General features: G+C 72.2%; 28 protein-coding genes. 17 read left to right on the forward strand and 11 right to left on the reverse strand.

What is annotated here, in order from left to right:
- Positions 1–176: 176 nt before the first annotated feature.
- The 5 genes from ACSIH6_RS04810 to ACSIH6_RS04830 all read left to right on the forward strand — a co-directional run bounded on the left by ACSIH6_RS04810 (position 177) and on the right by ACSIH6_RS04830 (position 4,885).
- Positions 177–818, forward strand: coding sequence for a DsbA family oxidoreductase (locus ACSIH6_RS04810; RefSeq protein WP_435106983.1), 642 nt, complete (start codon positions 177–179; stop codon positions 816–818).
- A gap of 194 nt (positions 819–1,012) precedes the next feature.
- Positions 1,013–2,170, forward strand: a complete 1,158-nt coding sequence (locus ACSIH6_RS04815; RefSeq protein ID WP_435106984.1) for a hypothetical protein — start codon at positions 1,013–1,015, stop codon at positions 2,168–2,170.
- Positions 2,171–2,422: 252 nt separating this feature from the next.
- The gene (locus ACSIH6_RS04820) at positions 2,423–2,854 is read left to right on the forward strand and encodes a hypothetical protein (protein WP_435106985.1); all 432 of its coding nucleotides are present in this window, start codon (positions 2,423–2,425) and stop codon (positions 2,852–2,854) included.
- A 209-nt stretch (positions 2,855–3,063) separates the two neighbouring features.
- Positions 3,064–4,233 (forward strand): PP2C family protein-serine/threonine phosphatase, encoded by a 1,170-nt coding sequence (locus ACSIH6_RS04825; protein ID WP_435106986.1) that lies wholly within the window; start codon positions 3,064–3,066, stop codon positions 4,231–4,233.
- Positions 4,234–4,402: 169 nt separating this feature from the next.
- Positions 4,403–4,885 (forward strand): anthrone oxygenase family protein, encoded by a 483-nt coding sequence (locus ACSIH6_RS04830; RefSeq protein ID WP_435106987.1) that lies wholly within the window; start codon positions 4,403–4,405, stop codon positions 4,883–4,885.
- Positions 4,886–5,020: 135 nt separating this feature from the next.
- Here the strand turns inward: ACSIH6_RS04830 and ACSIH6_RS04835 are convergent, their stop codons facing one another.
- Genes ACSIH6_RS04835 through ACSIH6_RS04845 form a run of 3 tightly spaced genes read right to left on the reverse strand, consistent with a single transcriptional unit; the run spans position 5,021 to position 9,944 of the window.
- A complete protein-coding gene (locus ACSIH6_RS04835; protein WP_435106988.1) occupies positions 5,021–6,469 on the reverse strand; it encodes an FAD-dependent oxidoreductase in 1,449 nt (482 codons plus the stop codon).
- Entirely contained in the window at positions 6,466–8,562 is a 2,097-nt protein-coding gene (locus ACSIH6_RS04840; protein WP_435106989.1) for a molybdopterin oxidoreductase family protein, read from the reverse strand. Before ACSIH6_RS04840 ends, ACSIH6_RS04835 begins: the two co-directional genes overlap by 4 nt.
- Positions 8,559–9,944, reverse strand: a complete 1,386-nt coding sequence (locus ACSIH6_RS04845; protein ID WP_435106990.1) for an MFS transporter — start codon at positions 9,942–9,944, stop codon at positions 8,559–8,561. The genes ACSIH6_RS04840 and ACSIH6_RS04845 overlap by 4 nt, the downstream gene beginning before the upstream one ends.
- Before the next feature lie 415 nt (positions 9,945–10,359).
- Between ACSIH6_RS04845 and ACSIH6_RS04850 the strand changes: the two genes are divergently transcribed.
- Positions 10,360–11,229: an NmrA family NAD(P)-binding protein gene (locus ACSIH6_RS04850; protein WP_435106991.1), complete on the forward strand. Its 870-nt coding sequence runs from the start codon at positions 10,360–10,362 to the stop codon at positions 11,227–11,229.
- Positions 11,230–11,629: 400 nt separating this feature from the next.
- The gene (locus ACSIH6_RS04855; protein ID WP_435106992.1) at positions 11,630–12,412 is read left to right on the forward strand and encodes an SDR family NAD(P)-dependent oxidoreductase; all 783 of its coding nucleotides are present in this window, start codon (positions 11,630–11,632) and stop codon (positions 12,410–12,412) included.
- Between the two features lie 283 nt (positions 12,413–12,695).
- On the opposite strand, the gene ACSIH6_RS04860 is transcribed toward ACSIH6_RS04855, so the two are convergent.
- Entirely contained in the window at positions 12,696–13,703 is a 1,008-nt protein-coding gene (locus tag ACSIH6_RS04860) for a MerR family transcriptional regulator (RefSeq protein WP_435106993.1), read from the reverse strand.
- A 393-nt stretch (positions 13,704–14,096) separates the two neighbouring features.
- Here ACSIH6_RS04860 and ACSIH6_RS04865 point away from each other — a divergent pair, with 393 nt between their 5' ends.
- A complete protein-coding gene (locus ACSIH6_RS04865; protein WP_435106994.1) occupies positions 14,097–14,759 on the forward strand; it encodes a hypothetical protein in 663 nt (220 codons plus the stop codon).
- A gap of 102 nt (positions 14,760–14,861) precedes the next feature.
- Here the strand turns inward: ACSIH6_RS04865 and ACSIH6_RS04870 are convergent, their stop codons facing one another.
- The gene (locus ACSIH6_RS04870; RefSeq protein WP_435106995.1) at positions 14,862–15,029 is read right to left on the reverse strand and encodes a glycine zipper domain-containing protein; all 168 of its coding nucleotides are present in this window, start codon (positions 15,027–15,029) and stop codon (positions 14,862–14,864) included.
- 77 nt (positions 15,030–15,106) lie between these two features.
- Positions 15,107–15,571, reverse strand: coding sequence for an Lrp/AsnC family transcriptional regulator (locus ACSIH6_RS04875; protein WP_043706442.1), 465 nt, complete (start codon positions 15,569–15,571; stop codon positions 15,107–15,109).
- Between the two features lie 107 nt (positions 15,572–15,678).
- Between ACSIH6_RS04875 and ACSIH6_RS04880 the strand changes: the two genes are divergently transcribed.
- Complete coding sequence (locus ACSIH6_RS04880; protein ID WP_435107065.1) at positions 15,679–16,089, forward strand: DUF2000 domain-containing protein; 411 nt, start codon at positions 15,679–15,681, stop codon at positions 16,087–16,089.
- Between the two features lie 244 nt (positions 16,090–16,333).
- On the opposite strand, the gene ACSIH6_RS04885 is transcribed toward ACSIH6_RS04880, so the two are convergent.
- Entirely contained in the window at positions 16,334–17,029 is a 696-nt protein-coding gene (locus tag ACSIH6_RS04885) for a TetR/AcrR family transcriptional regulator (RefSeq protein ID WP_435106996.1), read from the reverse strand.
- Positions 17,030–17,130: 101 nt separating this feature from the next.
- Between ACSIH6_RS04885 and ACSIH6_RS04890 the strand changes: the two genes are divergently transcribed.
- From ACSIH6_RS04890 to ACSIH6_RS04915, 6 genes are all read left to right on the forward strand, one after another.
- Complete coding sequence (locus tag ACSIH6_RS04890; RefSeq protein WP_435106997.1) at positions 17,131–18,069, forward strand: NADP-dependent oxidoreductase; 939 nt, start codon at positions 17,131–17,133, stop codon at positions 18,067–18,069.
- Between the two features lie 106 nt (positions 18,070–18,175).
- Positions 18,176–18,817 carry an NAD(P)-dependent oxidoreductase gene (locus ACSIH6_RS04895; protein ID WP_435106998.1) on the forward strand — a complete coding sequence of 214 codons (642 nt, stop codon included), beginning with the start codon at positions 18,176–18,178 and terminating at the stop codon, positions 18,815–18,817.
- Between the two features lie 35 nt (positions 18,818–18,852).
- Positions 18,853–19,707 (forward strand): SDR family oxidoreductase, encoded by an 855-nt coding sequence (locus ACSIH6_RS04900; protein WP_435106999.1) that lies wholly within the window; start codon positions 18,853–18,855, stop codon positions 19,705–19,707.
- Between the two features lie 95 nt (positions 19,708–19,802).
- The gene (locus ACSIH6_RS04905) at positions 19,803–20,174 is read left to right on the forward strand and encodes a DoxX family protein (protein WP_435107000.1); all 372 of its coding nucleotides are present in this window, start codon (positions 19,803–19,805) and stop codon (positions 20,172–20,174) included.
- Positions 20,175–20,229: 55 nt separating this feature from the next.
- Positions 20,230–20,871: a VOC family protein gene (locus ACSIH6_RS04910; protein WP_435107001.1), complete on the forward strand. Its 642-nt coding sequence runs from the start codon at positions 20,230–20,232 to the stop codon at positions 20,869–20,871.
- Between the two features lie 191 nt (positions 20,872–21,062).
- The gene (locus tag ACSIH6_RS04915) at positions 21,063–22,103 is read left to right on the forward strand and encodes an LLM class flavin-dependent oxidoreductase (protein ID WP_435107002.1); all 1,041 of its coding nucleotides are present in this window, start codon (positions 21,063–21,065) and stop codon (positions 22,101–22,103) included.
- Between the two features lie 121 nt (positions 22,104–22,224).
- Here ACSIH6_RS04915 and ACSIH6_RS04920 read toward each other — a convergent pair whose 3' ends face one another.
- Together ACSIH6_RS04920 and ACSIH6_RS04925 are read right to left on the reverse strand one after the other, a co-directional pair.
- Positions 22,225–22,782, reverse strand: a complete 558-nt coding sequence (locus ACSIH6_RS04920; RefSeq protein ID WP_435107003.1) for a hypothetical protein — start codon at positions 22,780–22,782, stop codon at positions 22,225–22,227.
- 142 nt (positions 22,783–22,924) lie between these two features.
- Positions 22,925–23,170, reverse strand: coding sequence for a hypothetical protein (locus ACSIH6_RS04925; RefSeq protein ID WP_435107004.1), 246 nt, complete (start codon positions 23,168–23,170; stop codon positions 22,925–22,927).
- A 193-nt stretch (positions 23,171–23,363) separates the two neighbouring features.
- Here ACSIH6_RS04925 and ACSIH6_RS04930 point away from each other — a divergent pair, with 193 nt between their 5' ends.
- Together ACSIH6_RS04930 and ACSIH6_RS04935 are read left to right on the forward strand one after the other, a co-directional pair.
- Complete coding sequence (locus ACSIH6_RS04930) at positions 23,364–24,227, forward strand: helix-turn-helix domain-containing protein (RefSeq protein ID WP_435107005.1); 864 nt, start codon at positions 23,364–23,366, stop codon at positions 24,225–24,227.
- A complete protein-coding gene (locus ACSIH6_RS04935; protein WP_435107006.1) occupies positions 24,224–24,469 on the forward strand; it encodes a DUF397 domain-containing protein in 246 nt (81 codons plus the stop codon). The genes ACSIH6_RS04930 and ACSIH6_RS04935 overlap by 4 nt, the downstream gene beginning before the upstream one ends.
- Before the next feature lie 27 nt (positions 24,470–24,496).
- Here the strand turns inward: ACSIH6_RS04935 and ACSIH6_RS04940 are convergent, their stop codons facing one another.
- Together ACSIH6_RS04940 and ACSIH6_RS04945 are read right to left on the reverse strand one after the other, a co-directional pair.
- Entirely contained in the window at positions 24,497–25,810 is a 1,314-nt protein-coding gene (locus tag ACSIH6_RS04940) for a DUF2716 domain-containing protein (protein WP_435107007.1), read from the reverse strand.
- Positions 25,807–26,181, reverse strand: coding sequence for a cupin domain-containing protein (locus tag ACSIH6_RS04945; protein WP_435107008.1), 375 nt, complete (start codon positions 26,179–26,181; stop codon positions 25,807–25,809). The genes ACSIH6_RS04940 and ACSIH6_RS04945 overlap by 4 nt, the downstream gene beginning before the upstream one ends.
- Between the last annotated feature and the right edge of the window lie 149 nt (positions 26,182–26,330).

The raw sequence follows: 26,330 nt of genomic DNA on the forward strand, positions 1-26,330 counted from the left end.
CCCCAGGGTGGGCGCCGGTCGGACCCCGGATGGGTGCTTGGTCACACAGGGCGCGTTCCGCGGGCCCGGGGGCCTGTTCGCCGACGGATACGCCGGTATCGGGTCCCGGTTAGTGTGGCTCGGAGCCGGAGCGGAAACGCGCCCGAAGAACGTGTGGGTGAGTGGGGGGTTGGCCTGTGCAGGTCGAGGTGTGGTCCGACATCGTCTGTCCGTGGTGCTACATCGGCAAGCGGCGCCTGGAGAGGGCGCTGGAGCTGTTCGAGCACTCCGACCAGGTCCGGGTGCGCTGGCGCAGCTTCCAGCTGGACCCCTCCTTCCCCGCGGGTGCGAGCGAGCCGGTCTACGACTCGCTGTCGCGCAAGATGGGGGCGCCCCGCGAGCAGGTGCGGTCGATGACCGAGCAGGTCACGCAGGTGGCCGCCCAGGAGGGCCTGGACTACGACTTCGCGGGCGGGGTCATGGTCAACACCTTCGACGTCCACCGCCTCATCCACCTGGCCCGGACCCACGGCCTGGAGGGGCGGGCGCAGGAGCGGTTCATGCGCGCCCAACTGGTGGAGGCCCGCGACCTCAGCGACACCGCGGCCCTGGTGGAGGTGGCGGCCGAGGTCGGCCTGGAGTCCCAGGAGGTGCTGCGGGTGCTGGAGGGCGGGGAGTACGCCGAGGACGTGCGCGAGGACATCGCCCTGGCCCGCCGGTTGGGCGCGACCGGGGTGCCCTTCTTCGTCATGGACCGCGCCGTCGGCATTTCGGGTGCCCAGTCCGTGGAGGTGGTGGTCTCCGCCCTGGACAAGGCGTACCAGGCCGGTCAGGGATAGCCGGGCGCGGCGGCGGGGCGCACCGGTCCGGCCGTGGCCGCCCGGCGGGGACACGGGCCGGGATGCGTACGCGGGGCACCGGATCTCCCCCGCTCGGGGGAGGCGGATCCCGCTGCACGGTGAGGTGCGCCGGGGCCCGTGCGCGCGAGGGTGTGGGGGTCAGTAACGACCGCACCTGAGATGAGGAGCAGGCCATGGCCGCCTCACCACCTGTCACCGAGACCCGCCACGACCACCCGCGGCCCACCGCCGCCCCCTGGACGGCCCTGGCCTGGTCGGCGGTGGCCCTGGCCCTGGGGCTGGCCTGGCTGAGCGGGGTGGTCTCGGCGGGCGCCCCCGGGCAGGCCGGGTTCGGCTCGCTGTTCGCCCTGCTCGCCCCGGACGCCTCGGGCCTGCTGAACGCCCGGACGGCCTCGGGGGCGGTGTCCCTGCTGCTGGGTGCGGTGGGCGCGGTGGGCGCCGTGCTCATGCTGCGCCCGCGGGGAGGCGGGGGCCGCGCGGGCGAGGCGCTCTCCTGGACACTGGGTGCGGTGGTGCTGCTGGTGTTCGTGGACGGGCAACTGCTGTCCTGGCTGGGGTACACGATGATCCTGCCGGTGGCGGGGTGGGTCGTGCCCGACCTGTTCCAGCTGTGGGTGGAGGCGACCTTCACCGCCTCCCACCTGTCCACCCTGTTCTTCGCGGCGGGTGTGGCGGTGTGGGTGGTGGCGGCGCTCACCCACCGCCGTGCGGTGCGCGGCGCCTGCCAGCGCTGCGGGCGCGCGCCGGAGTGGGACGCCGGGCGCGAGCGCGCCGTGCGGGCCCGGGCGCTGTGGGTCGGCCGGATCGCGGTGGCCGTGGCCTGCGTGGTGGCCCTGTTCTACCCGTCGCTGCGCCTGCCCTGGCTCTTCGGTATCGCGGTGGGGGTCGGCCAGGAGCGGTTCGACGCCATGGCCGCCGACGGCATGATCGTCATCGGGGTGGGGCTGGGCACGGCCGGTCTGGTGGGCGTGGTGCTGATGCTGGGACTCGTCCAGCGCTGGGGCGTGCGCTTCCCGTGGTGGATGGCCGGTCTGGCCGGTCGCCGGGTGCCGGTGGGGCTGGCGGTGGTGCCCGCGTCCCTGGTGGCGGTGGCGCTGGTGGCGATGGGCCGCGGCATCGTGGTCGAGCTCCTCGACGCGCAGGCGCGTTCGCTGCTGACCGCCGAGCCGCTGCACACGGCGGCGTTCGCGTCGATGGCGGTCTGGGGCGCGGCACTGGGGGTGGCCACGGCCGCCTACGCGGTGCGGCGCCGGGCCGCGTGCGCGGGGTGCGGGCGCGGGCTGCCCGAGGTGCTGCCCGGTGACATCCGCGGGGCCCACGGGGGTCGTTAGGTCCGCGCGGTGCCAGCGCCGCGCACGGCGCCCGTGGTGCCCGGGTGTCCAGGCCGTCGACCTGTACCGCGCGGCCGAGCGCTTCCTCGCCCGCCTCCTCGGCGGGCGGGTCCGGCCCCGCCTGACACCACGGACGCCCTGACGGCCGCCTCCTCGACCCAAGGCCCGTGTCCGGTTCACGCCGGGCGCGGGCCTTACACGGCCTGGTTCCTGACCCTGGCCGTCGTCGGGGCGGTGATCCGGGCGCCGGGGATGACGGCTCAGGAGACGCTGCTGCCCGCCCTGGCCGGACTCGGAGCCGACCGACCGGACCGACCGGACCGAGCCGATCGGCCGGGTAGGCGGGCCGGTGCCGCCGGGCCGGGACGGCTGGACCGGCTGATCGCCACCCGCGAGACGATGGGCAACGTCCTGCTGCTGGCCGGACCCGGCCTGGGCGGACTGCTCGTCGGGCTGCCCGTCGCGGGTGCCGTCCTCGCCGTGCTCGCGGGCGTCACGGCGATCGCCGCCCTGGTCGCGCCCGTGTTCCGCTCACTCGACGACCCGCGGGCGCGGGAGTCGGCCAGCCCTTCCGAGCGGCCTCCGCGGTCGTCGGAGAGGACGCCCACCGGGCTCGCGCTCGCGAACACCCTGCCCTGCGCTCCGAACGCCCGCGCGGTGGAGGAACCTCCCGCCGACCGGTGAGCGGGCGGGGGCCCAGCGCCGTCCGCGGCCACCCTCCTCTACGGCGGGGGTGGTTTCGGACGGGGCGCCCCGAGGGAGGTTCCGGTGGGGGCCGTGGCCTGTTCGGTCAGGCTCTCACGTGCGAAAATGTATTTTCTGGTCGAAAGGTGGCATGGCGGGTAGAAGTTCGTGAGACGAACGACTGTCGTGCCGGATTCCGGGGTGCTGTCATGCCGGTGCAACACGTGTCCAACGAGTTGATGGTCTCCCTCGTGCGGGCCGGACACCTGGCCACCTTCGAGGAACTGCCCTCACTCGTGGCCAAGAAGGCCGACAGCGCCGGGCTCTCCCAGGCGCGCGTCTACCTCGCCGACCACCAGCAGCAGGTCCTGCGCGAGGTCACGGGAGAGGGGATCGACGCCCACCAGGGCGGTGAGGACCTGCCGGTGGACGACTCCGTGGCCGGTCAGGCCTACGTCACGGGCGTGGCCGTGCGGGTGGAGGACGAGCAGCGCTACTGGGTCCCGGTCCTGGACGGCGCCGAGCGCCTGGGCGTGCTGCACGTGGGCTACCCGGGCGACCCCGACCGCTCGGCGATGCGTGACCTGGCCTCCATGGTGGGCCTGCTGGTCATCGCCAAGCGCTCCAACAGCGACGCCTACGCCCGGTTGATCCGCACAGAACCCATGTCGGTCTCGGCGGAGATGCAGTGGACGCTCATGCCGCCGGGCACCTTCGCCGACTCGCGGGTGACGATCTCGGCCGCCACCGAGCCGGCCTACGACAACGCCGGCGACTCCTTCGACTACGCCCTGGCCGGGGAGACCGCCCACCTGGCGGTGTTCGACGCCATGGGCCACGACAACGCCGCCGGGCTCATCGCGAACCTGGCGGTGGGGGCCTTTCGCAACGAGCGACGCAAGGGCACCCCGCTGGTCGACATCTGCGGAGGGGTGGAGCACACCCTGATCCAGGAGTTCGTGCGCACCCGCTTCGCCACCGCGGTCCTGGCCGAGCTGAACATGGCCACCGGGGAGCTGTACTGGGTCAACTGCGGGCACCTGCCGCCGGTGCTCATCCGGGGCGAGGAGGTCCGCGACCTGGAGTGCGAGCCCTCCCACCCGCTGGGGATGGACCTGGGGCTGCCGGTGACGGTGTGCCGGGAGCAGCTCGAACCGGGCGACCGGCTGCTGCTGTACACCGACGGCATCATCGAGGCGCGTGACTCGGAGGGCCGGGAGTTCGGCGTGGAGCGGTTCGTGGACTTCGTCATCCGCCACCAGGCCGACAACATGCCGGTGCCCGAGACGCTGCGGCGCCTGGTGCACGCGGTGCTGGAGTACCACCACGGCAAGTTCGGCGACGACGCCACGGTGCTCTTCTGCGAGTGGCACGGCTGACCTGGGAGGCGTCGCTCGAAGGCGGGCGGGACGCCTGGTGCGGCGGGTATGCGGGACGGGCCGGTGGTGGCGACCGGAACGTGGGGGACGAGAGTGCCGTGGGCACTCCGCCCGGCACGTAGAATCCGCCCATAACACGCGGGCGGGACAACAGAATCCGGGGTGTGGCGTGGCGGAGATGGTGCACGTGGTCGTTCCGGTGTTCGCCGTGGTGGCGACCGGCCTGTTCGCCGGGTTGTTCTTCGCGTTCTCGATCGCGGTGATGCCCGGTCTGCGCAGGGCCGGGGACCGGGCGATGATCGAGGCGATGCAGGGGATCAACGTCGCCATCCTCAACCCGTTCTTCGCCGTGGTCTTCATCGGCGCCCCGGTGGCGGTGCTGGCCTGCGCCGTGCTCTACGCCAGCGTCGGCGCGACCGCCTCCGCCGTGTGGTCGGGGGCGGCGCTGCTGTGCCTGCTCGTGGCCCTGGTGTCCACCTTCGCGGTCAACGTCCCGCGCAACAACGCCCTGGACCGGGAGGGCCCGGCCGAGCGGATCGCGGACCCGGCCGCCGTGCGCGCCGCCTTCGAGCCGGTGTGGGTGCGCTGGAACAACGTGCGCACCCTGGCCTCCCTGGTCGCGCTGCTCTGTGTGGTCATCGCGCTGCGCTGACCAGGACGGACACTTCCGGCCCAGGCGTCAGAACAGCCCCCTCCCCCCTCCTCCCCCGGGGCCGGACGGTCCTTCCGGTCGGGTCCCCGGAGGGGTCCGAGGCCGCGTCTCCCCGCACGCGCCTCCCCACAGGGGTCAGATCCCCGCGGTGGCCTGGCCCTGCATCCCCGACAGCAGCGCCTGGACGTCCCGCACACACCCCCCGCAACCCGTCGTGGCCCGGGTCCGGTCGGCGATGGCCTCGCGGGTGCGCGCCCCGTCCAGCCATGCCTGTTCGATGTCGGTGCGGCTGACGGCGTTGCACCGGCACACCAGCGCGTCGGCCGCGCCGTCGGCCTCCTCGGGAGCGGCGGTCGGCAGCCCCTGGAGCAGCGCCAGCCGGTCGGCGGGCACCGGGGCGCCCGTGTCGTAGAGCTGGGCCAGGGTCGCGGCGGCCTCGGGGAAGCCCAGCAGCACCGCGCCCACCACCTTCTCCTCGCGCACGGACAGCTTGGCGTAGCGGCCGCCGTAGGGGTCGCTGATGGTCACCGTCTCCAGGTCGTCGGCGTCCTCCTCGTGCACCTGCCCGAACGCGGTCAGCTCGATCCCCTCCGCCTTGAGGCGGGTCAGCGGCCTGGCCCCGGCGTAGAGGGCGTGCGGCGCGGCACCGGTCAGACGCCTGGCCAGCACGGCGGCCTGCTCCCAGCCGGGCTGGATGAGTCCGGCCCCGCCGCCGGGGTGCTGGGCGCAGTCGCCGATGGCGTGCACGCGGGCGTCGGAGGTCGAGAGGCGGTCGTCCACGACGACGCCGTGCTCGACCTCGATACCGGCGTCCTTGGCCAGTTCGATGTTGCCGCGCACACCGGCGGTGACCACCAGGGCGTCGCCGGGCAGCACGCGGCCGTCGTCCAGTTCCAGGCCGGTGCCCGGAATCCAGCGGGCGGCCACCCGCCAGGAGTGCACGGTCACGCCCAGGGCGGCGTAGCGTTCGGCCAGGATGCGCGCGGCGGGCTGGTCGATCTGGCGGCGCATGATCCAGGGCGAGGACTCCACCACCGACACGCGCATGCCGCGTCCGACCAGGCCGCGGGCGGCCTCCAGGCCCAGCACGCCCCCGCCCAGGACCACCACGGGGGCGCCCGGGCGGGCCAGGGCGAGCAGCCGCTGGCAGTCGTCCAGGTCGCGCAGGGCCGTCACTCCGTCACCGGGCGCGCCGTCGGGCCCGGCCACGCCGGTGACCGGCGGGAAGGAGGCGCGTGCCCCGGTGGCCAGGACGAGCTCGTCGTAGGGCAGCGCGCTGCCGTCGTCCAGGGTGACGGTGCGCCGTTCGGTGTCCAGGGCGGTGGCGGTGACGCCGGTGCGCACGGTGACGCCCGGGGTGTCGGGGACGGGCAGGCGGATCTGCTCGGGGGTGTAGTCCCCGGCGACCACGCCCGAGAGCAGGACCCGGTTGTAGGCGGGGTGGTGCTCGGCGCCGACCACGCTCACGTGGACCCGTTCTCCGGCCGGGTCCAGGCGTGCGGTCTCCTCGGCGAAGCGGGCGCCGACCATCCCGTTGCCCACGACCACGATCTGACGCGGGGACGCGCCCTGCACGGTGCTCAACTGCTGCCTCCTGGTGTGTGCGTGTCCTCGGGTTCCAACCGCACCGCGCTCACCTTGAACTCGGGCATGCGGCTGGTCGGGTCCAACGCCGGGTTCGTCAGGTTGTTGGCGGACTGGGCGCCCGCGTAGTGGAAGGGCAGGAACACCGTGTCCAGGCGGGCGGTGGGTGTCAGCCGCACCCGCGCGCGCGTGTGGCCGCGCCGGGAGGTGACGCGGGCCCAGTCTCCCGCGGCGAGCCCGGCGTGCGCGGCGGTGTCGGGGTGCACCTCCACGTACGCCTCCGGTTCGGCCCGGTCCAGTTCGGCGACGCGGCGGGTCTGGGCGCCGGACTGGTAGTGGCCCATCAGCCGTCCGGTGGTCGCCACGAGGGGGTAGTCGGCGTCGGTGTCCTCGGCGGGGGGCCGGTGGGCGACCGGCACCAGGCGGGCGCGGCCGTCGGGGTGGGCGAAGGCGTCCAGGAACAGCCGGGGCGTGGGCGGCTCCTGCGCGCGCACGGGCCAGTGCAGGGCCTCGCCCGAGGCCAGCCGCTCGGGGGTGACGCCGGAGTAGTCCGCCGCTCCCCCGGCCGAGGCCCGGCCCAGCTCGGCCAGGACGGCGTCGGGGTCGGCGGGAAAACGGTCGGCGGGCTGTCCCAGGCGCACCGCCAGCGCGGAGAGCACCTCCAGGTCGGTGCGCACCCCCTCGGGCGGGGCGGCGGCCCGCGTCCGGCGCAGAACGCGCCCTTCCAGGTTGGTCATGGTGCCGCTCTCCTCCGCCCACTGGGCCACGGGCAGCACGACGTCGGCCATGGCCGCGGTCTCGGAGAGCACGAAGTCGGCGGCCACCAGCAGGTCCAGGGAGGCCAGACGGGCGCGCACGCGCGCGGTGTCGGGGGCCGAGACGACGGGGTTGGAGCCGAACAGCAGCATGGCGCGCGGTCCGCCGCCGCTGCCCAGGGCGTCGAGGAGTTCGAAGGCCGAGCGGCCCGGGCCGGGCAGGGCGTCGGGGTCCACGCCCCACACCCCGGCCACGTGGGCGCGGGCGGCGGGGTCGTCGATCCTGCGGTAGCCGGGGAGCTGGTCGGCCTTCTGGCCGTGTTCGCGCCCGCCCTGGCCGTTGCCCTGGCCGGTGATGCACCCGTACCCCGAACCCCGGCGGCCGGGCAGGCCCAGCGCCAGGGCCAGGTTGATCCAGGCCGAGACGGTGTCGGTGCCCTTGGCGTGCTGTTCGGCGCCGCGTCCGGTCAGGACGTAGGCGGAGCGGTTGCGGGCGGCCCCGCCCAGCAGGTCGGCGGCGGCGCGGATGCGGGTGGCCGGGACGCCGGTGACCTGTTCGGTGCGTTCGGGCCACCAGGCGGCGGCGTGCTCCCAGGCGGACTCGAAGCCGGTGGTGCGCTCGGCGAGGAACTCCTCGTCGCACCAGCCCTGGACGCGGGCGGCGTGCAGCAGTCCCAGGGCCAGGGCCAGGTCGGTGCCGGGGCGCGGTGCCAGATGCATGCCGCCGCCCGAGAGCGCGGCCTGGGCGGTGGCCGAGCGGCGGGGGTCGATGACGATCAGGGTGGGCGCGGACAGGTGGCCCATCATCGGCGGCATGGTCTCGGCCGGGTTGGCCCCGGCCAGCAGGACCACCTCGGCCTCGCCGACGTCGGTCAGCGGGAAGGGCATCCCGCGGTCCAGGCCGAAGGCCCGCGTGCCCCCGGCCGCGGCCGAGGACATGCAGAACCGGCCGTTGTAGTCGATCTGGGAGGTGCCCAGGGCCAGACGGGCGAACTTGCCCAGGGTGTAGGACTTCTCGTTGGTCAGGCCGCCGCTGCCGAAGACCGCGACGGTGTCGGGCCCGGACTCGGCGCTCAGGGCCAGCAGGCGTTCGGCGACGTGGTCCAGGGCGGTGTCCCAGTCGGTCTCGACCAGGTCGGAGCCGCGGTCCTTGCGCACCAGGGGGTGGGTGAGGCGGTCGGGGACGGTGAGGACCTCGGCGGAGGTCCAGCCCTTGCGGCACAGGCCGCCGCGGTTGGTGGGGAAGGGCGCGGGGCGGGCGGCCAGGCGCCCGTCGGGCCCGGGCTCCAGGTGCATGGCGCACTGGAGCGCGCAGTAGGGGCAGTGTGTGGTGGTCATCGGTTGGCGCTCTCCACGCTGGTGGCGCCGACCGGGGCGGCGGCGGGGCGGCGCAGGTAGACCGCCCAGGTGACGGCGGCGCACACCAGGTAGAAGGCGCCGAAGGCGGCGAAGGCCGGGGCGGTGGAGCCGGTGGCGGCGAAGGACTCGCGGAAGGCGATGTTGACGCCCACCCCGCCCAGGGCGCCGACCGCGCCGATGAGGCCGAGCACGGAGGAGGCCACGCGCTTGGTGCGGGCCAGGGCCTGCTCGCGGGGTTCCCCGGCGGCGACGGCGTCCTCGGCGCGTGCGGCGTAGAGGGAGGGGATCATCTTGTAGGTGGAGCCGTTGCCCAGGCCGGTGAGGACGAACATCACCGCGAACGCGCCGATGAACAGGGCCAGCTGGGCGGCCTGGACGGAGAGCACCAGGACGGCGGCGCAGGCGGCCATGGCCAGGAAGACCCACAGGGTGACGCGGGCCCCGCCCAGGGAGTCGGCCACCCGGCCGCCCACGGGGCGGATGAGGGAGCCGATGACCGGGCCGAGCACGGCGATCGCGGCGGACTGCACGGGCGCCAGCCCGAACTGGGACTGCAACAGCAGCCCGAAGGCGAACCCGGTGCCGATGAAGGAGCCGAAGGTGCCCACGTACAGCAGCGACATGATCCAGAAGTGGCGGTCGCGGGTGGCCGACAGCTGCGCGGAGACGTCGTTGCGCACGTGGGCCAGGTTGTTCATGGACCGGTACGCCCACCAGGCGGCCAGCAGGATCAGCGGCGCGTAGAACAGCGGGACCAGGTACCCGGCGGAGGTGGTGAACAGGGCGATGACGGCCAGGCCGACCAGTTGGACGGTGGCCACGCCGATGTTGCCGCCGCCCGCGTTCAGGCCCAGCGCCCACCCCTTCTCCCGTTCGGGGAAGTAGGAGTTGATGTTGGCCATGGAGGAGGAGAAGTTGCCGCCGCCCACGCCCGCGGTGGCGGCCAGGACCAGCAGCAGCCAGAAGGGGGTGTCGGGGTCGCGGACGAGGAAGAGGGCGGCGACGGTGGGGACGATGAGGGTCAGGGTGGAGATGACCGTCCAGTTGCGTCCGCCCAGGGCGGGGACGGCCAGGGTGTAGGGCACGCGCAGGATCGCGCCGACCAGGGTGACCACCGACAGGAGCAGGAACTTCTGCTCGGGGGTGGTGGAGAAGCCGTGCTCGGGGGTCATGAAGAGCACGAGTACCGACCAGATGCTCCACACGGAGAAGCCGATGTGCTCGGAGGCGATGGAGGCCCACAGGTTGCGGCGGGCCACGCGTCGCCCGCCGTCGTTCCAGAACCCCTCGTCCTCGGGGTCCCAGGCGGAGATCCAGCTCTTACCGGTGCGCGGTGCGCGCGGGCCAGACTCTGAGGCCACGGCCGTGCCTTCCTGCTCGACGGCTGCTGACAAAACCGAAGGTAGGGAGCCCGCGTTGCCTGGAGGTGTCCAGCCGTAACACGCGGGAAACAGTCGGCTCACCCGGAGCGCGCGGCCGCGGTGAGAAACCCCGTCATAGCTGGTGGGAGGGGGTGCGGGCGTTCGCGGTGCGGCGGGTCCCACACCGGCCGGTGTGGGGCGAATCACCCCCGGTGGGCGGGTGCCCGTGTGACCGGGGTCGCTTCCCCCCACCGTACGGCTCCCGGGAGCGGCGGACCGCCGGAAGGAGGCGGTGTTCTCGGGAGGTACCGGGCGCCCGTGTCGTCGAGGGAGGGGAAAGCGTGAGTTGTGGCCGGAATCCGACCGCTTCCCTTCCTAGCGTGGGAGCACTTCCGTCGAGCACAAGGAGTCCGTGGTGAGTATCGCCGTGACCACACCCACCGGCAACGTCGGCCGCCACGTGGTGGCCGGCCTGGTCCGCGCGGGCGTGCGCCCGCGCGTGCTGATGCGCGACCCGGCCCGGTTGGACCCGGCGCTGACCGACTGGGTCGACCCGGTCGCCGTGGACCAGGGCGACCGGGACGCGGTCCTGGCCGCGACCGCGGGCGTGGACGCGCTGTACTGGGTGAACCCGCCGACCCCGGCCGATGATCCGGTCGCCGAGTACGCCCGGATGGGCGCGCACGCCGCCCGTGCCGTCACCGCCAACGGGATCTCCCGCGTCGTCTTCCAGAGCAGCGTCGGCGCGGAGAGGCGCTCCGGGGCCGGGGAGATCGACGGGCTGGCCCGCACCGAGCAGCTGTTGGAGGGGACCGGAGCGACCGTGGCGCACCTGCGGTGCGGTTTCTTCTTCACCAACCTGCTGATGGAGCTGGACGCCATCCGGTCGGGCACCGTCTCGGTGGTGCTGCCCGTGGACCATCCGATGCCCTGGGTGGCGCCGCGCGACATCGCCGACACGGCCGTGGGTCTGCTGCTCAACCCCGACCTGGCGGGCCGGGCCGTGCGGGCCGTGCACGGCCCCGCCGACCTGACCTGGGAACAGGCCGCGGCCGTCGTCACCGAGGTGACGGGGCGCCCCGTGCGCGCCGAACGCGTTCCCGACGAGCGGATGCGCGAGGTGCTCGCGGGCGCCGGCCTGGGGCCGGGTTCCGTCGAGGCGATCATGGGCATGTCCACCGGTCTGCGTGACGGCTTCACGCCCGAGCAGTCCCGCACCGTGGCGACCACGACGCCGACCACCCTGGCCGCCTGGTGCCAGGACGAACTGCGGCCCCTGCTCTGACACCGCGGGCGTACCGACGGCGCCCCCGCTCCCCCGGCGCGGCGACGGTGCCGTCGGGCCCGGCCCGCGTCACGGGGGCGGCACCCGCGCGGCCCCTGCCAGAGCGGTCGGTCCGGTGCACAACGGTTCGTGGAAAGGAAAACCGGTGTGTACCATGCCCGCATGCGTTCCTGAGAGTGCCGGTCCCCGCGTGCGCGGCGTACAGCCCCGTGGGGTAACCCTCCCCCCCAGCTCAGGACGCCTGTGCTCCTTTTCCGCCTCCCGGCTTCGCGCTCGCGGTTCTCGCCGCCCCGTCCGTGGCGCGCCTCCTCTCCCGTCCGTGGCCCTCCCGCTCGCGGGGCGAGCGCCCGTGCTCGCCTTCCACGAGTCCGGCTGACGGAACAACCACGGAGGAGAAACCATGATCGACACCCGCCTCGACGGCCAGACCGTCCTGGTCACCGGAGGGTCCGGCAACATCGGCGCGGCGATCAGCCGCGCGTTCGCCGCCCAGGGGGCGCGCGTCGCGATCCACTACCTCGCCCAGGATCCCCCCGCTCCGACGAGCGCGGAATGGGCGCACATCACTCCCGCCGCGGAGGAGGGGGCCAGGCTCGCGGAGGAACTCGGCAACGGCTCCTTCGCCGTCAGCGCCGACCTGTCCGAGCCGGATGGAGCGGCCCGGCTGGTGCGTGAGGTCGTGGGCCGGGCCGGTGCGGTCAACGTCCTGGTCAACAACGCGGCCCACTGCGAGACACCGGACACCGTCGACACGTTGACCCACGCGTCCTTGGAGCGCCACTACCGGGTGAACGCCATCGCCCCCGCGCTCCTCACCGCAGAGGCGGCGCGGCTGCGCCGGGGAAGGGACCCGTTGTGCGTCGTCAACGTCACGACCGACGCCGCACGGGCCTTTCCCGGCCAGACCGGCTACGGGACGTCCAAGGCGGCGCTGGAGGCGATCACCAGGTCCACCGCGCTGGACCTGGCGGCGCGCGGCATACGCGTGAACGCCGTCGCTCCGGGTCCCGTCCAGACCGGCTGGATGGATGAGGACATCCTCGCCCGGGCGGAGGGGATCGTGCCGATGGGCAGGGTCGGCGAGCCTGAGGACATCGCTGACGCGGTGGTGTACCTGGCCTCCCATCAGGCCCGCTGGGTCACCGGGCAGGTTCTCCAGGTCTCCGGCGGGCACGCGCTGTGACCCTGTCGGCCACGGCCTCCGGCGGCGGGTAGGGGCGCTCCGGGGCCGCCTTGCGCGCCCTGGAGCGCCCGGTCCGCCGGGGCCGGATGAAGGCCGTCGTCCTGGGCGGCCTGAACGAGACCGCCCGCCTGCTCGACTGCCTGGAAGGCGTCCTGGCCCCCTGACCACGATCTACACCTCCCCCGACGGCGAGCGCGGACTCAGGTCCCACTACCTCCGGGCCCTGGAGTCCTGGCCGGTGCCCGCCGACCACCAGGAGTCGACGGTCGGGGCGGCGGGGCTCTCAGGAGTCGGCGGCCGGAGCGCGCATGGCCTCGGCGATCCAGGCGTAGGGCAGCGTGTCCTCCTCGGGCGGGGTCCCGTTGACCGCCGCCACCAGGGACAGGTACCGGCCGTGGGTGTCGTCGTAGACGGGGTCCTCGGAGGCGGCGTCCTCCTCGGCGATCTGGCGCTCGATCTCGGGGATCTGCCGGAACGTGTCGGCCAGCCGGTCGCGGATCTCGGGGGTGAGCGGGGTGTCGGACACCCCCGCGGCCGCCTCCATGAAACGCGTGATGACCTCCTGCGACCGGGGGGACCGGGGGGACTCACCAGCGCGGTGCGCGGCCAGGACCTCCTCCACCAGCGCGGTCCCGCTCCCGTACATGAAGTCCTGGAACCGTGGGCTCGCCACACTCCTTCCCACGTCCGTGGAGTAGGTGTCGCGCAGGTAGGTGCGGACCGCGTCGCGAAACTCCGGGTCACGTACCAGATCGGCCAGTTCGATCCATGCCTCCAGTTGGGCGGCCGTGGGGTCCGCGGGCAGGACCGGGCGCATCGTGCGCAGCCGGTCGACGAAGCCCTCGGGGACGTCGAGGCCCGCGCCGACGTCGTTCCAGAAGTCGTCGACGACCTGTTCGCGCTCCTCGTCGGTCATCGAGACGAGCTTGTGCATCAGGTCGGCCTGCGCGGTCGTGCCGCCCTGTCTGATCAGGGTCCGCAGCACCGCCCTCCTGGCCCGCAGGGTGCGCTCCTGGCGCTCGACGATCTCCAGGTGGGTGGTGAGCAGGTCGTGCAGGGTCGTTCCGCCTTGGAGTAGCCGGCGGATCTCGTCCAGGTCGGTGTCCAGCTCGCGCAGGGTGCGGACGAGTTCCAGGCGGGCGATGGTGTCGACGTCGTAGAGGCGGTGGCCCGCCTCGGTCAGGCGCGTGGGCTCGACGACTCCGGCGTCGGCGTAGAAGCGGACGGCGCTGACGCTCAGGCCGCTGCGGCGTGCGGCGTCTCCGATGGGGTACAGCTCGTGTTCGTGCATGGGAGCCACTGTGGTACCTCAAGCCGCTTGAGATGCAAGCCCGTGCGGTCCGGCGAGGGCACCGCTGTGCGGACCACCACCGAGCGCACTCCCTCAGCCGCCGGTGGGGACCTCGCCCCGCTCTTCGCCGACCCATGACATCTGTCATGCCCGACCCGTGCGGACCGCAGAGGGAACCCATGAGTCGCGACACTCCGTCACGGCTCTGCTCCGGTCTAGCTTCGAAGTACGGACTTCTTCCCCCTCAGCCCGCACGGGGTCGACGCCCTCGCTCTGGCACGCGACGGCGCGCCCGTGGACGCCTGGAGTCCTCCTGCCTGATGACCAGTCGGCCTCGACGCCGCCGGGGCCCTTTCCCGAGATGACAGTCCGCGAGATGACGGGGAGACCGAGATGTTCAAGGAGTGGCGTCGGCACCGAGCCACGCAACGGGTCAAGCCCGGGAACGGGCGTCCGCTGAAGCCCTTCCGCTGGTGGCAGCTGACGTCCCGTGCCCTGTTCTACCTCGCGTTGGGGGACTTCGACGGTCGGCAGACGGTCTACACCGTCCATGTCAACCACACGCAGCGGTTCTTCTCAGAGGACGGCAAGGGCAGGGCCCATCTGTACCTCGACGGCAGGCACCACGCCGAGTCCGGACTTCCTGCCGTCTTTCCCGTCCGGGGCGGCGTGATCGAGGTGGCGGCGACGGCCTTCGGCCTCAGGCGCTGCCGCTACGTCACCGACGAGGGGACCGAACACCAGCTCGTCCCGGACCGCCGCTCCGGTGAGGGGCGCCGTGCGCGCCTGGACCGCGAGCACCCGGCACTGAGCCGCTGGATCGGTGTCCTCTCGCTGCTTCTGCTCGTCGTCCCCGCGCTGTTGCTCATCCCGCAGCTCGTCGAGGTGGCCTTCGAGCTGCCCCCCGTGACCGAGCGCTTCGGGACGTTCACCTCACCCGTGCATCTGCCCGTATGGCTCAACACCGCGCTCGCGCTCGGCGCCGCGGCGGCCAGCACGGAGCGCGCGCTGCGCCTGCGCTACAACTGGCTGCTGGACTCCGCGGCGCAGGGGTGAGGGCGGCCCGGCCGGGCGGCGGGTTCGCGTGGGGGTCCCACTGTCGCGGTACGCGGTGGCCCCCGGCCTTCGGCCGGGGCGGGGAGCGGACCCCTTGAACGGCTAGTCGCCCTTGCCCTTGGTCTTCTTGCCGGTGTTCAGGCCGAAGGCGACGCCCATGCACAGGCCCAGGGCCACACCCAGCGCCAGGTTGTCCATGAGCATGCCGAAGGAGACGCCGAAGCAGACGCCGAGCGCGAGTCCCAGTCCGAGGTTGTTCTTCTTGTCCATCTATCCCCTTTGTGGCCTTGTGTCGGTTCTTGGACGCGGGTGCGCCGTCCACGGTTCCCCGCTGGCGGGACTCCGGCTCACTGCGGTGGTTCCAGGGGCGCGGCGACGTGTTTGCGGGCGCTGTCGTAGATGATCTGGCTGCGGAAGCTGGTCACCTCGCGGCGCTGGGTGAGCCGGTCGATGAGGAAGCTGTGCAGCGCGTCCAGGGAGGGTACGGACACGTGCACCAGGAAGTCCTGCTCCCCCGCCACGACGTAGACCGCCAGCACCTCGGGCAGGGCGAACATCGCGCCCTTGAAGCCCTCGATGACCTGGCGGCTGGGCGGGCGCAGCTGCACCGACACGAAGGCCTCCACCTCCCGGTTGAGCGCGGCCGGGTCGATGTCGGCGTGGTAGCCCCGGATGACCCCGCGCCGGTGCAGCAGGCGCACGCGCTCCAGACAGGTGGAGGGGGCCACGCCGAGCTTGTGTGCGAGGGCGCGGTTGGTCTGCCGCGCGTCCTGCTGGAGTTCGCGCACGATCGCCGAATCAAGTTCGTCCATGGCCTCCACGGTAGCTCCTGGCGCGAATAGTGTTCGGTGATAGGACCACGAGTGCGCTCGTATGCCTAGATTCTGCACCGTTCACAGATCATATGAACGGGGTAACCATGGGGATGTCCACCAAGATCGTCGTCGTCCTGCGGGAGGGCCTGGAGCCCGCGCTCGCCGCCAACGCGGGGGTGGTGCTCGGCTTGGCGCTGGGCGGACGGATGGAGAACTCGCTGGCCGCGGACGGCAAGGACGCGGGCGGCGGGGTGCACGCCGGGCTCAACCCGCACCCGGTGCCGACCCTGGTGGCCTCGGCGGAGCAGCTGCGCGAGCTCAAGGCCGGTGCCGACGAGCGCGACCTGACGGTGGTGGGCTTCAACGAGGTGGCCCGCCGCTCCCGCGACTACGTGGAGTACCTGGACGCCCTCGCGGCCACCGAGCCGCAGGACGTGGAGTACGTGGGGGTGACCGTCTTCGGGGCGCGCAACGCCGTCAACAAGCTCACCGGGAAGCTGGCGCTGATGCGCTGAGGCCGGTGGTTCCCACGTGAGGGGTGGAGAGGCGCGGGCAGGGGGCCCGCGCCTCTTCGCCTGTCAGGAGGCACACCCCCACGACGGCCGGGTGTTCCTGCTCGACGCAGCCCCGGCTCCACAGCAGCGCTCCGCGGTCCGGGAGGCCGCCCAGCCCTGTCCTTCCGACGCCGTGACCGTCCTCGGCCGGGAATCGCGCCACGATGCGCCGGGGAGCCCGCCCGCGATGGCGTGATGGAACCGCTCACGGGTTCGTGGCCCCGGTCCGGCTCAGGCGGATCATGGCCCGGTACAGGGCCGTGGGTGCGGGGGGCTCGGGCAGAGGGGGGACCGGGGTTCCCGGAGCGGCGTAGGCGCGCAGCATCTGCGCGACCAGGCGCCGCCAGGTGTCGGGGGCGGCGGCGCCGGTGGCGTTGACCACGCCCGCGTTGGCCATGAGCAGGATCACCACGTCCCGGTCGGTGAAGTCCTCGCGCAGCTGTCCGCTGTCCTTGGCGCGGCTGATGAGTTCGACGAGGCCGTTGTAGGCCTGGGCGCGGCGGGCCTCCAGGGCCTTGGCGGCGGGGAAGGTCATGGTCAGCACGTCGGCGAAGCCGCGGTCGGCGGCCTGCATGGCGCAGATGTCGTGGATGTAGCCGGTGAAGCCGTTCCAGGGGTCGGGGTCGGCCAGGGCGACGGTGACGGCCGCGGCGTAGGCGTCCATGCGGTCGGCGAAGACCGCGTTGACGAGCTCCTCGCGGGTGGCGAAGCGGCGGGACAGGGTGGCCTTGCCGACCCCGGCCTCGCGGGCGACGGCGGCCATGGACACCCCGAGGCCCTCGCTGGCGTAGAGGCGGCGGGCGGCGGCCAGGATGCGGTCGCGGTTGCGCGCGGCGTCCACACGCAGGTCCGTTTCCCGGGGCTGGTCTGAGGTTTTCCTGGAGTCCGCGGAGGAGGTCATGCTTTCACTGTACCTAAGTGGAACATGCGGGCCACTTATGTTGTTACGCTGTTCGACGATGGAATCGGGAAGCCCGTTCCACTTAATCGGAAGGTGTTGCCATGCGTGCTGTCACTCTCAACGAGGTTCCTTCGGCCCCGACCGTGGCCGAGGCGCAGACCCCCCGTCCGCAGACCGGTGAGCTGCTGGTGAAGGTGGCGGCCTCGTCGGTGAACGGCTTCGACCTGTCGGTGCTGGACGGCCACCTGGCCGGGATGATGGAGCACCGCTTCCCGCTGGTGGTCGGCATGGACTTCGCGGGCACCGTGGAGTCCCTTGGCGAGGGCGTGGAGGGCTTCGCGGTCGGCGACGCGGTCTTCGGCGTGGCGATGAAGCCGTTCGTGGGCGCCGGATCGCTGGCCGAGTACGTCACCGTCTCCGCCGGCTACGGCGTCGCCCCCCTGCCCGAGGGCCTGACGGCGCAGGAGGCCGGCGCGCTGGGCCTGGCCGGGACCGCCGCGCTCAACAGCGTGGACGCCGTCGCCCCGGCCGAGGGCGAGACGGTACTGGTCTCGGGGGCCACCGGCGGGGTCGGTGCGCTGGCCGTGCAGCTGGTCGCCGCCCGGGGCGCCCGCGTGATCGCCACCGCCCGCCCCGGCGCCGAGGCCGACTTCGTCACCGGCCTGACCGACACCGCGGTGGAGCTGGTGGACTACACCGGCGACGTGGAGGCCCAGGTCCGGGCCCTGGCACCGGAGGGCGTGGACGCGGTGCTGCACCTGGCCGGCGACGCCACCCAGCTGGTGGGCCTGCTGCGCAAGGGCGGACGGATCGCCTCCACCCTCGGCCTGACCCAGGAGGCCGTCGGGACCGGCGACGTCACCGTCCACCCGATCATGGCCGACCCCAACGCCCAGACCCTGGCCGCGCTGGCCGGCCGGGCCGCTGCCGGTGAGCTGCGGGTCCCGGTCACGGCCACCTACCCGCTGGAGCAGGCCCCCGAGGCGTTCGACGCCTTCCGCGCCGGGACCCTGGGCAAGATCACTGTCTCCTGCTCCTGACCGCCCCGCCGTGCCGCGTCCGGGCCGTGGCGGCCCGGACGCGGTGGGGCGGCAGCCGCCCACCACGTCCTCACACCCTGAGCACCCCGCGAAGGAACGAAGCCAGATGAACGTCACCGTCTTCGGTGCCACCGGCGCGATCGGTTCCCTGACCGTCGCCGCGCTCCTGGAGCGCGGCCACCGGGTCACCGCCTACGCCCGCAATCCGCAGAAGGTCCCCGCCTCGTGGGGCGACCGTGTCCGCGTCGTGGTCGGCGAGATGTCGGACGAGGAGGCCGTCGACTCGGCCGTGGACGGAGCGGAGGCCGTCGTCAGCGCACTGGGGCCGAGCATGGACCGCAAGGCCACCGGCCTGCCGCTCGTCGCCGGTACCGGCCACGTCCTGGAGGCCATGAAGCGCCACGGCGTGCGCCGCTACGTCGGCCACGCGACCCCGGCGGTACTCGACCCCCGGGAGAAGCCGACCCCGGTCACCCGGCTGATCGGCTTCATGCCGCGCACGTTCATGCCGCGCGCCTACGAGGAGATCACCGGCATGACCGAGCAGATCATGCGCTCAGGCCTGGACTGGACCGTCGTCCGCTTCATCGCCCCCAAGGACACTCCGGGGCAGGGCGGGCTCCGCGTCGGCTTCTTCGGCACGGACAAGCTCGGCTTCGCCGTCAGCCGCGCCGACATCGCCGCGTTCACCGCGGCGCAGGTCGACGACGACACCTACGTCGGCCGCGCACCCGCCATCAGCAACTGAAAAACCCGATCCCACACGAAGAGGGAAGAGTTCCCATGACCATCGCGATCATCGGCGCCACCGGCAAGCTCGGGGGCCTGACCATCGACGCCCTCCTCGACCGCGGCGTCGCCCCCGGCGACGTCCTGGCCCTGGGCCGCGACACCGAGCGTCTGGCCGAGCTCGGCGGGCGCGGGCTGCGCACCGCCGCCGTCGACCTGGACGACGTGGCCGGCACCGCCACGACGCTCGCGGGCGCCGAGAAGCTGCTCCTGGTCTCCTTGGGCGCCCCGGGAGACCGCGTGGCCCAGCACGACAACGCGATCGAGGCGGCCCGCCAGGCCGGCGTGCGGCACCTCGTGTACACGTCGGGCCTACAGGCGCCGACGACGATCCTCGAACTCGCCGCCGACCACAAGGCCACCGAGGAACTCGTGACCGCCTCCGGCATCCCCGCGACCTTCCTGCGCAACGGCTGGTACACCGAGAACCACCTACAGGACTTCGCCGGTGCCCGTGAGCGCGGCGTCATCGCCAACAGCATCGGCGACGGCCGCATCGCCACCGCCCCGCGCAAGGACCTCGCCGAGGCCGCCGCCGTCGTGCTCAGCACGCCCGGCCACGAGGGCCAGGCCTATGAGCTGTCGGGTGACACCGCCTGGTCGTTCGAGGAGTTCGCCGCCACCGCCCAGGAGGTCCTCGGTACCCCGGTGCGCTACCAGGCGCTCACTCCCGAGCAGGAGCGCGAGCAGCTCCTCGCCGCCGGTCTGGACGAAGGAACCGCGGGTTTCATGGTCACGCTCAACGCCAACATGCGCGACGGCGCCATGGCTCCCACGCCGGGTGACCTGTCCCGGCTCATCGGCCGCCCGACCGAGCCGCTGGCCACCACCCTGAAGACCTGGGTCTGACCACCGGGGCCGTCAGCGGAGGAGGAGGTCCCGAAGGCCTCCTCCTCACCCCTTCCCGCTCTTTCCCACCCCGCGTACCCGAAGGATTCCCTGCCGTGACCATCGCCCTGTGGACCGTGCAGGCCGTACTGGCCGCCATGTTCGCCGTCGCCGGTATCAGCAAGTCCACCCAGCCCAAGGACAGGCTCGCCGAGAAGCTGCCCTGGGTGGCCGACTTCTCCCTGACCACCGTCCGCGTCATCGGCGTCGCCGAACTCGCCGCCGCCGTGGGGCTGATCCTGCCCGCCCTCACCGGCGTCGTCCCCGTCCTGACCCCGCTGGCCGCCACCGGGCTGGTCGTGGTGATGGCCCTGGCCGCCCTCACCCACGCCCGCCGCAAGGAGCCCGGCGCCATCGTCTTCAACACGGTCCTGCTGTTGCTGGCCGCGTTCGTGGCCTGGGGCCGCTTCGGCCCCTACAGCTTCTGACCCGGCAGCACTTCCCGTCACACCCGGACCATCACGATCAGGTCGGAGGACCACCATGTCCGAGCCCACCCGGTTCAACACCGAGATCACCGTCCACCCCCGCCTACAGCACATCGGCATGACCACCGGCAACCTCGAACCCCTGCTGGCCTGGTACGAGACCGTGCTGGGCATGCGTCCCATGCACACCTCCGAGGACCCCGCCGGGCTCAGGAGCCAGGGTCTGGAGATCAGGGCCGTCTGGCTGAGCAACGACGAGCAGAACCACCGCATGGCCGTCATCGAGATCCCGGGCCTGACCCCGGACACCGAGCGCGCCGGTCACCACCGGCTCCAGCACCTGGCGTTCGAGTACAGCACCCTGGACGAGCTGTTGGGCACCTACGTGCGGCTCAGGCGCGAGGACATCCTGCCGGTCCTGGCCGTGGACGAAGGGTTGCAGACCGCGTTCTACTACGCCGACCCCGACCAGAACATCATCGAGATCAACGTCAACAACTACGACGACCCCTTCACCGCCATCGAGCACATGCGCTCCTCCACCGACTTCGCCCGCAAACCGCTCGGCGTTGACGTGGACCCCGAGCTGATGGTCGCCGCGCGTGAGGCCGGAGCGTCCGCCTGGCAGGTGCACAAGCGCGCCTGGGGCGACGAGTTCGCCCCCGCCCGGCCCTGGGACCCCACCGTCCTGCTCTGAGGCCACCGCGTCCGGGCCGACGGGGGCTGCGCTCCTGTCGGCCCGCACACCCACCGCACCGTCCCGGCACGGCGGGGCCGGGCCACGACCCACCCCGAGCCGCTCGGGCCCGACCGTCCTCACCGGGCAGCTCTCCGGCACCCGTGACCAGCGGGCCGTGCCCGCCACCAGCGACCGAACCAGGAACCGTCATGACCTTCGAACTTGGCGTCTACACCTTCGGCAACACACCCCGCACACCCGACGGCCGCCCGGGCCCCACCGCCCAGGCCGTCCGCGACGCACTGGAGGCGATCAAGCTCGCCGACGAGGTGGGACTGGGATACTTCGGGGTGGGCGAGCACCACATGCGCACCATGCCGCTGTCCTCACCCACCGCCCTGATCAACGCCGCCGCCGCGTCCACGAAGCGGATCAAGCTGAGCACCGCGGTCACCGTCCTGTCGACCGACGACCCGATCCGGGTGTTCCAGCAGCTGGCCACCGCCTCGGCCCTGGCCCCCGGACGCATCGAGGTGGTCGCCGGGCGCGGGTCCTCGACCATCACCTTCCCGCTCTTCGACCACGACGAGCGCGACTACGACATGCTCTACGCCTCCAAGCTCGCCCTGCTCATGGCCGTCAACAACGACGAGAACCTCACCTGGAACGGCCCGCACCGGACCCGGCCGCTACAGGACGTCACCGTCGTGCCGCGTCCCGAGGAGCCGCTGAGGATCTGGCTGGGCACCGGCGGCAGCCCGAACTCGGTCTACCGCGCCGTCGAGCTGGGGCTGCCGATGTTCCTGGGCATCCTGGGCGGCACCCCCGAGCACTGGGCGCAGTACGGGCACGCCTACCGCGACGCCTGGGCCCAGGCCGGGCGCCCCGCCGAGCGGGCCGACATCGCGGTGGCCGTGCACGGGTTCGTCGCCGAGTCCGGGGAGCGGGCGCGGGCGACCTATCTGGACTACGAGCACCGCATGATGGCCGACGGCTCGGCCGAACTCGGCCGCCCGGCCCCGGCGCGCACCGACCGCGCCGCGGCCCTGGGCCCCGGCGGGATGGTCTTCGTCGGCGACCCGAACGAGATCGCCGACCGGATCCTGCACCTGCACGGGCTGCTCGGCCACAGCCGCCAGATCCTACAGATGGACGTCGGCGGCATGCCCCAGCGCGACTTCCTGCGGGGCATCGAACTGCTCGGCACCCAGGTGCTCCCGCAGATCCGCGCCGAACTGGGAACCCCGTAGGCGCGGATCGCGGCACGGCGGAGAAGGGCCTCGACGGCCAGACCCGGCCAGGACCACGCAGAGCGCCGAGGGTTCCGCGTCACGAGTCGTCGCGCGGGGCCCTCGGTCGCACGGCTCCGGTTCACGCGCCCCCGGTGAGGTCCTCCAGCTCCCGACAGGAGGCCACGGTGCGCACCTGCTGCTCGGTGAGGCGGTTGAGCCGGGCCTTGGCCGCCCGCGCCTGCGCCCCCGTGGGCAGGAAGCCCCGGTGGATCTCGGGCAGCCACAGTTCCCAACCGCACACCACCCTGGCCGGGTAGCGGTACCACTGGCGCACGACCACCGAGCCGACCCGGATCGCGTGTTCGTTGCCCGGGGGCACGGCCGGTCGGTCGGGCTCCCGGGCCAGGTAGCGGTGCCCGTCGGCCAGGTCGCAGGGACCGCAGCCCAGCTCGCCCGAGCCCAGTGCCCGCACGCACTCGGGGCACACCAGGCGGTCCATGGCCGCGTCCACCACCCGCCAGGGGAACTGGCCGGGGTCGGAGAGCACGAGTTCGGCGAAGTCGCGTTCCCTGTCGCTGCCCGGCTCGGCGTCCCACTCGGCGCACGCCTGTGCCCAGGCCCGGTCGGTCTCCGCGCCGATGAGGCGCATCGTCTCGGCCAGTTCCCGGGTACGCCAGCCGTCGCGGGTGGGTGTCATACCCCGGACGTTAACCCGGCTGGCCCGTTCCGAGCGACGGGTTTTCCCGGTCGCCGAACCAGTCGGCTCGGACCAGGTGACAGCCGGGCGGGGGCCGCACGAACCCCGTCACGGGTTCGGACGACCCCTGCCCGGAACCGGGTCAGCACCAGGTGATCACGCCGCCGAACCGGTCGGCGAAGCGTTCGACGTCGCCGAAGGAGTGGATGCCCGGACCCTCGATCGGGCGGGCCAGTCCCCCGCCGGTCGGGTGGAAGACGCCGAAGTAGGCGTGCACGAGCTCGTCGGTGTCCTCGTCCCACATGTCCACATAGAACGCGCGAGGGCGGTTCTCGGAGTCGTGGTTCTGGTAGACAGGAGCCGGATCGAAGGGGCTGTTCGCGTTCATACGCGCCTTCCTTTGGTTCCAGGCCCGGGCGGGGAGCTGCCAACTACGCCGCCCGGGCCACTGTTTTGTACACCGCCAGCGTCCGATTTTCCGGATTCTCTGTGACGGCGACCTCACCTGCTGCTACGGTAAGTCACACGATCTAGGTGCACAAGCTTTTCTAAAAAAAGCTTCCAGAAGCTAGGAGGTCCGGATGGCACCCGTCCGCAAACCCAAGCGTGTGACGTTGCGTGGCCGCTGGCTGGGACAACGCCTGCGGGACCTACGTGAGGCGGACGGTCGCACCATCGAGGAGGTCGCCGACTACCTCCAACGGGCTATGGGCACCGTCAGCCGGTTCGAGACGGGCATCTACCCGATCCGCCGCACGGAGGTCATGGCGCTGTTGGACCTGTACGGCGCCAATGACCCGAAGCTGCGCGCGAACCTGTTGAAGATCTCCGACGACGTGTGGCAGACGGGTTGGTGGGACGGCTACACGAAGGACGTCGAGGACTGGTTCATCGACTTCGTGTGGCTGGAGGAATTGGCGGTAGAGCAGTGGCTCTTCAACAACACCCTCGTCTCCGGAATCCTCCAGACCGAGGCATACGCTCGTGTGGTCATGAGGGTGGCGGAACCGGAGGCCACCGATGACCAGGTGGACCGTTGGATCGAACTCCGAATGGCACGTCAGGCACTGTTGGAGCGGCAGGACCCGCCTCTCGTGCGCGTGGTGCTGGACGAGTCCACATTGCGTCGACAGGTGGGGTCTGCCCGGGTCATGCGAGGGCAGTTGGAAGCGCTGGCCACCACGATGGAGCGAGAGCATGTGGACATCCGGGTGCTTCCCTTCGATTCGGGAGCACACGCGAGCCCGAACGGATCGTTCAACATCTACCGGATGGCGAGCCCCTACCCGGAGGTCGCCTACGTTGAGACGCCCCAAGGGGCCCTCTACATCGAAAGCCCTGATTCTGGGCCGATGATGGAAATGTACGATCGGCTGTGGGACGCCTCCCTTTCGGCTGAGGAATCAGCTGGATTCGTCACGACCCTCAGCAAGGAACTCAGGTGACCGAAAAGACTTCGCAGCACATCGCCCCTCAGGAGCTGGACGGTGTCGCCTGGCACATCAGCAGCTTCAGCGAAAGCGGAGGCGGTAGCTGCGTCGAGGCCGGTCCCCTCAACGACGGTTCGGGGCGGGTCGCGGTTCGCCACAGCCACTTCCCCGATGGCGCTGCGATCGTCTACACCCGCGCCGAGTGGGAGGCCTTCACCCAGGGCGTCCGCTCCGGAGAGTTCGACTTCCACCGGTAGGCAGCACCCTCTCCCCCGACGTGACCGCTAGCGGGGACCGCACTCGGGGCCGAAGGTCCACACGCGCCCCGTGTTGCGGCCGTTCCTGCGGGTCGGTTCCCCCAGGAGCGCGGTGAGGCCGTTCTCGACGCGGTCCAGCAGATCCCGTCCGAACACGCACAGGGTGTTCTCCCAGGGATGTCCGAACGTGCCCATCCGCAGGTCACGGGTGGTGTAGATGTAGTAGTCCCCGTCAGGGAAAACCTGGCCGGGGACCTCGGGCTGACCGGGGCCGCCAACACGACGCGGGTCGAACCGGTAACCCGTGTGGTTCCAGTCCAGCCAGTACAGAAGCTCGTCAGGGCGCGCGAGGGCGAGCACCTCGGGAACGATGACCTGTTCCAGTTCGGGGTCGTTGGGCCTGTCCAGGAACCAGGTGGCCGAGCCCACGGGCTCGCGGATCCCGGGATACACCTCGATGCTGGGCTTGAAGGAGAACCGCTCGTAGAAGCGGTCCCACAGGTCGTCGTGCTCGGGGTCGGACAGGAGTTGCCGCACCGGTCGCTCCACGGCCGGGACCCCCGCCGGGGACCAGTGGTAGGAGCGCACGCTCGTCACCTCGTGGAAGCCCGAGCCGAGGTACATCCGCCGCAGCTCACCGTCGGCCTCGGCGGCGGCGAAGCGAATCCCGGCGCCGAACCACCCCCACCTGCGGGGCGTCGTCGGGCGGGTCCACTCCACCATCTCGCTGAGCAGGGTGGGACACGGCGCGGTCATACCCTCCACCACGGCGAACGGGGTTCCCGTGAGGACCTGGAACCAGGCCACCGCGTGAACGCGCCCCTCCTCCACCAGCTTCAGCGAGACTCCCTCGAACCGTGTCCCGTCCCTCATGTGCTCGGTGAGCGGTCGCCTGTGTGGTTCGCTCGCCTCGGCCAGACGCAGGGCCTGCTCGTCGTAGTGGTGGGTTCCCGGAAGGAGAATGTGGCCCGGAGGCGGGTCCACGTCGGGGACGGCGTCCAGCGGCGCGGCCAGGACCGGGCGTTCCCACCCGGGTGTGAATCCGGCCGTGACCAGGGCTTCGGCCAGGCCCGGGCTGTCGTGGGCGTGCACGCGCCACTCGACCGGTTCCGTCCTCCTGTCGGCCTCCTTCTGCTGGCCTCGGACGAGGGCGGTCATGTCGACGCCCGTGGTGTCGGTGTGGTCGACCACCGCGTGTGTGCCGTGGTGCACGCTCACCAGTGGCCCCTCGCGTTCCACGACCGCTCCGAGCGGTGGATGTTCGGGGACGTGTCCGCGTACGTGGGTGTCGTAGGCGGCCAGTAGCTCGCCGGTGTCCACAGCCACGCGTTCGCTGGTCACGGCTGTACCTCGGCCACCGCGTAGCCCGGTACGGACGGCCAGCGAACCGTCAACACCACGGACTCCTCCTCCGCGGTCCAGGAGTGGTCGGTTCCGTGCCCCCACACGACGTAGTCCCCCTGGTGTTCCAGGACGATGTCACGGTCGGGGAGTTCGACGCGGAAGCGCCCGCTGATGAGTACCAGGAGAGCGGTCCGTTGCTCACCCCTCACCCACTGCTTCCTCGTGTCTCCACGAGGGTGGACGCCCCACTTGATCTCCATAGATTCGCTGTATCGGGGATCATCAGCGTCCTTGAAGTGCCCGAGAAGCCACCCTCGATCCAGTGCCGCGTCCTTGCCCGCATTGCCCACGTACACACCGTTGTTCACACGAGTGGACGCTAGCAGTCGCTCCGGTCATGGGAACGTCCACGCCGGAGAGTTCGACTTCCACCGGTAACGAAAGCACCCGCCCGCAGTCGATCTTCCGGAGACGAGCGAGAGGGCCCGGCGGGATTCCGCCGGACCCTCCTGTCACA

The sequence above is a fragment of the Nocardiopsis synnemataformans genome (assembly GCF_965343085.1).
In the GTDB taxonomy this organism is placed as follows: Bacteria; Actinomycetota; Actinomycetes; order Streptosporangiales; family Streptosporangiaceae; genus Nocardiopsis; species Nocardiopsis alborubida.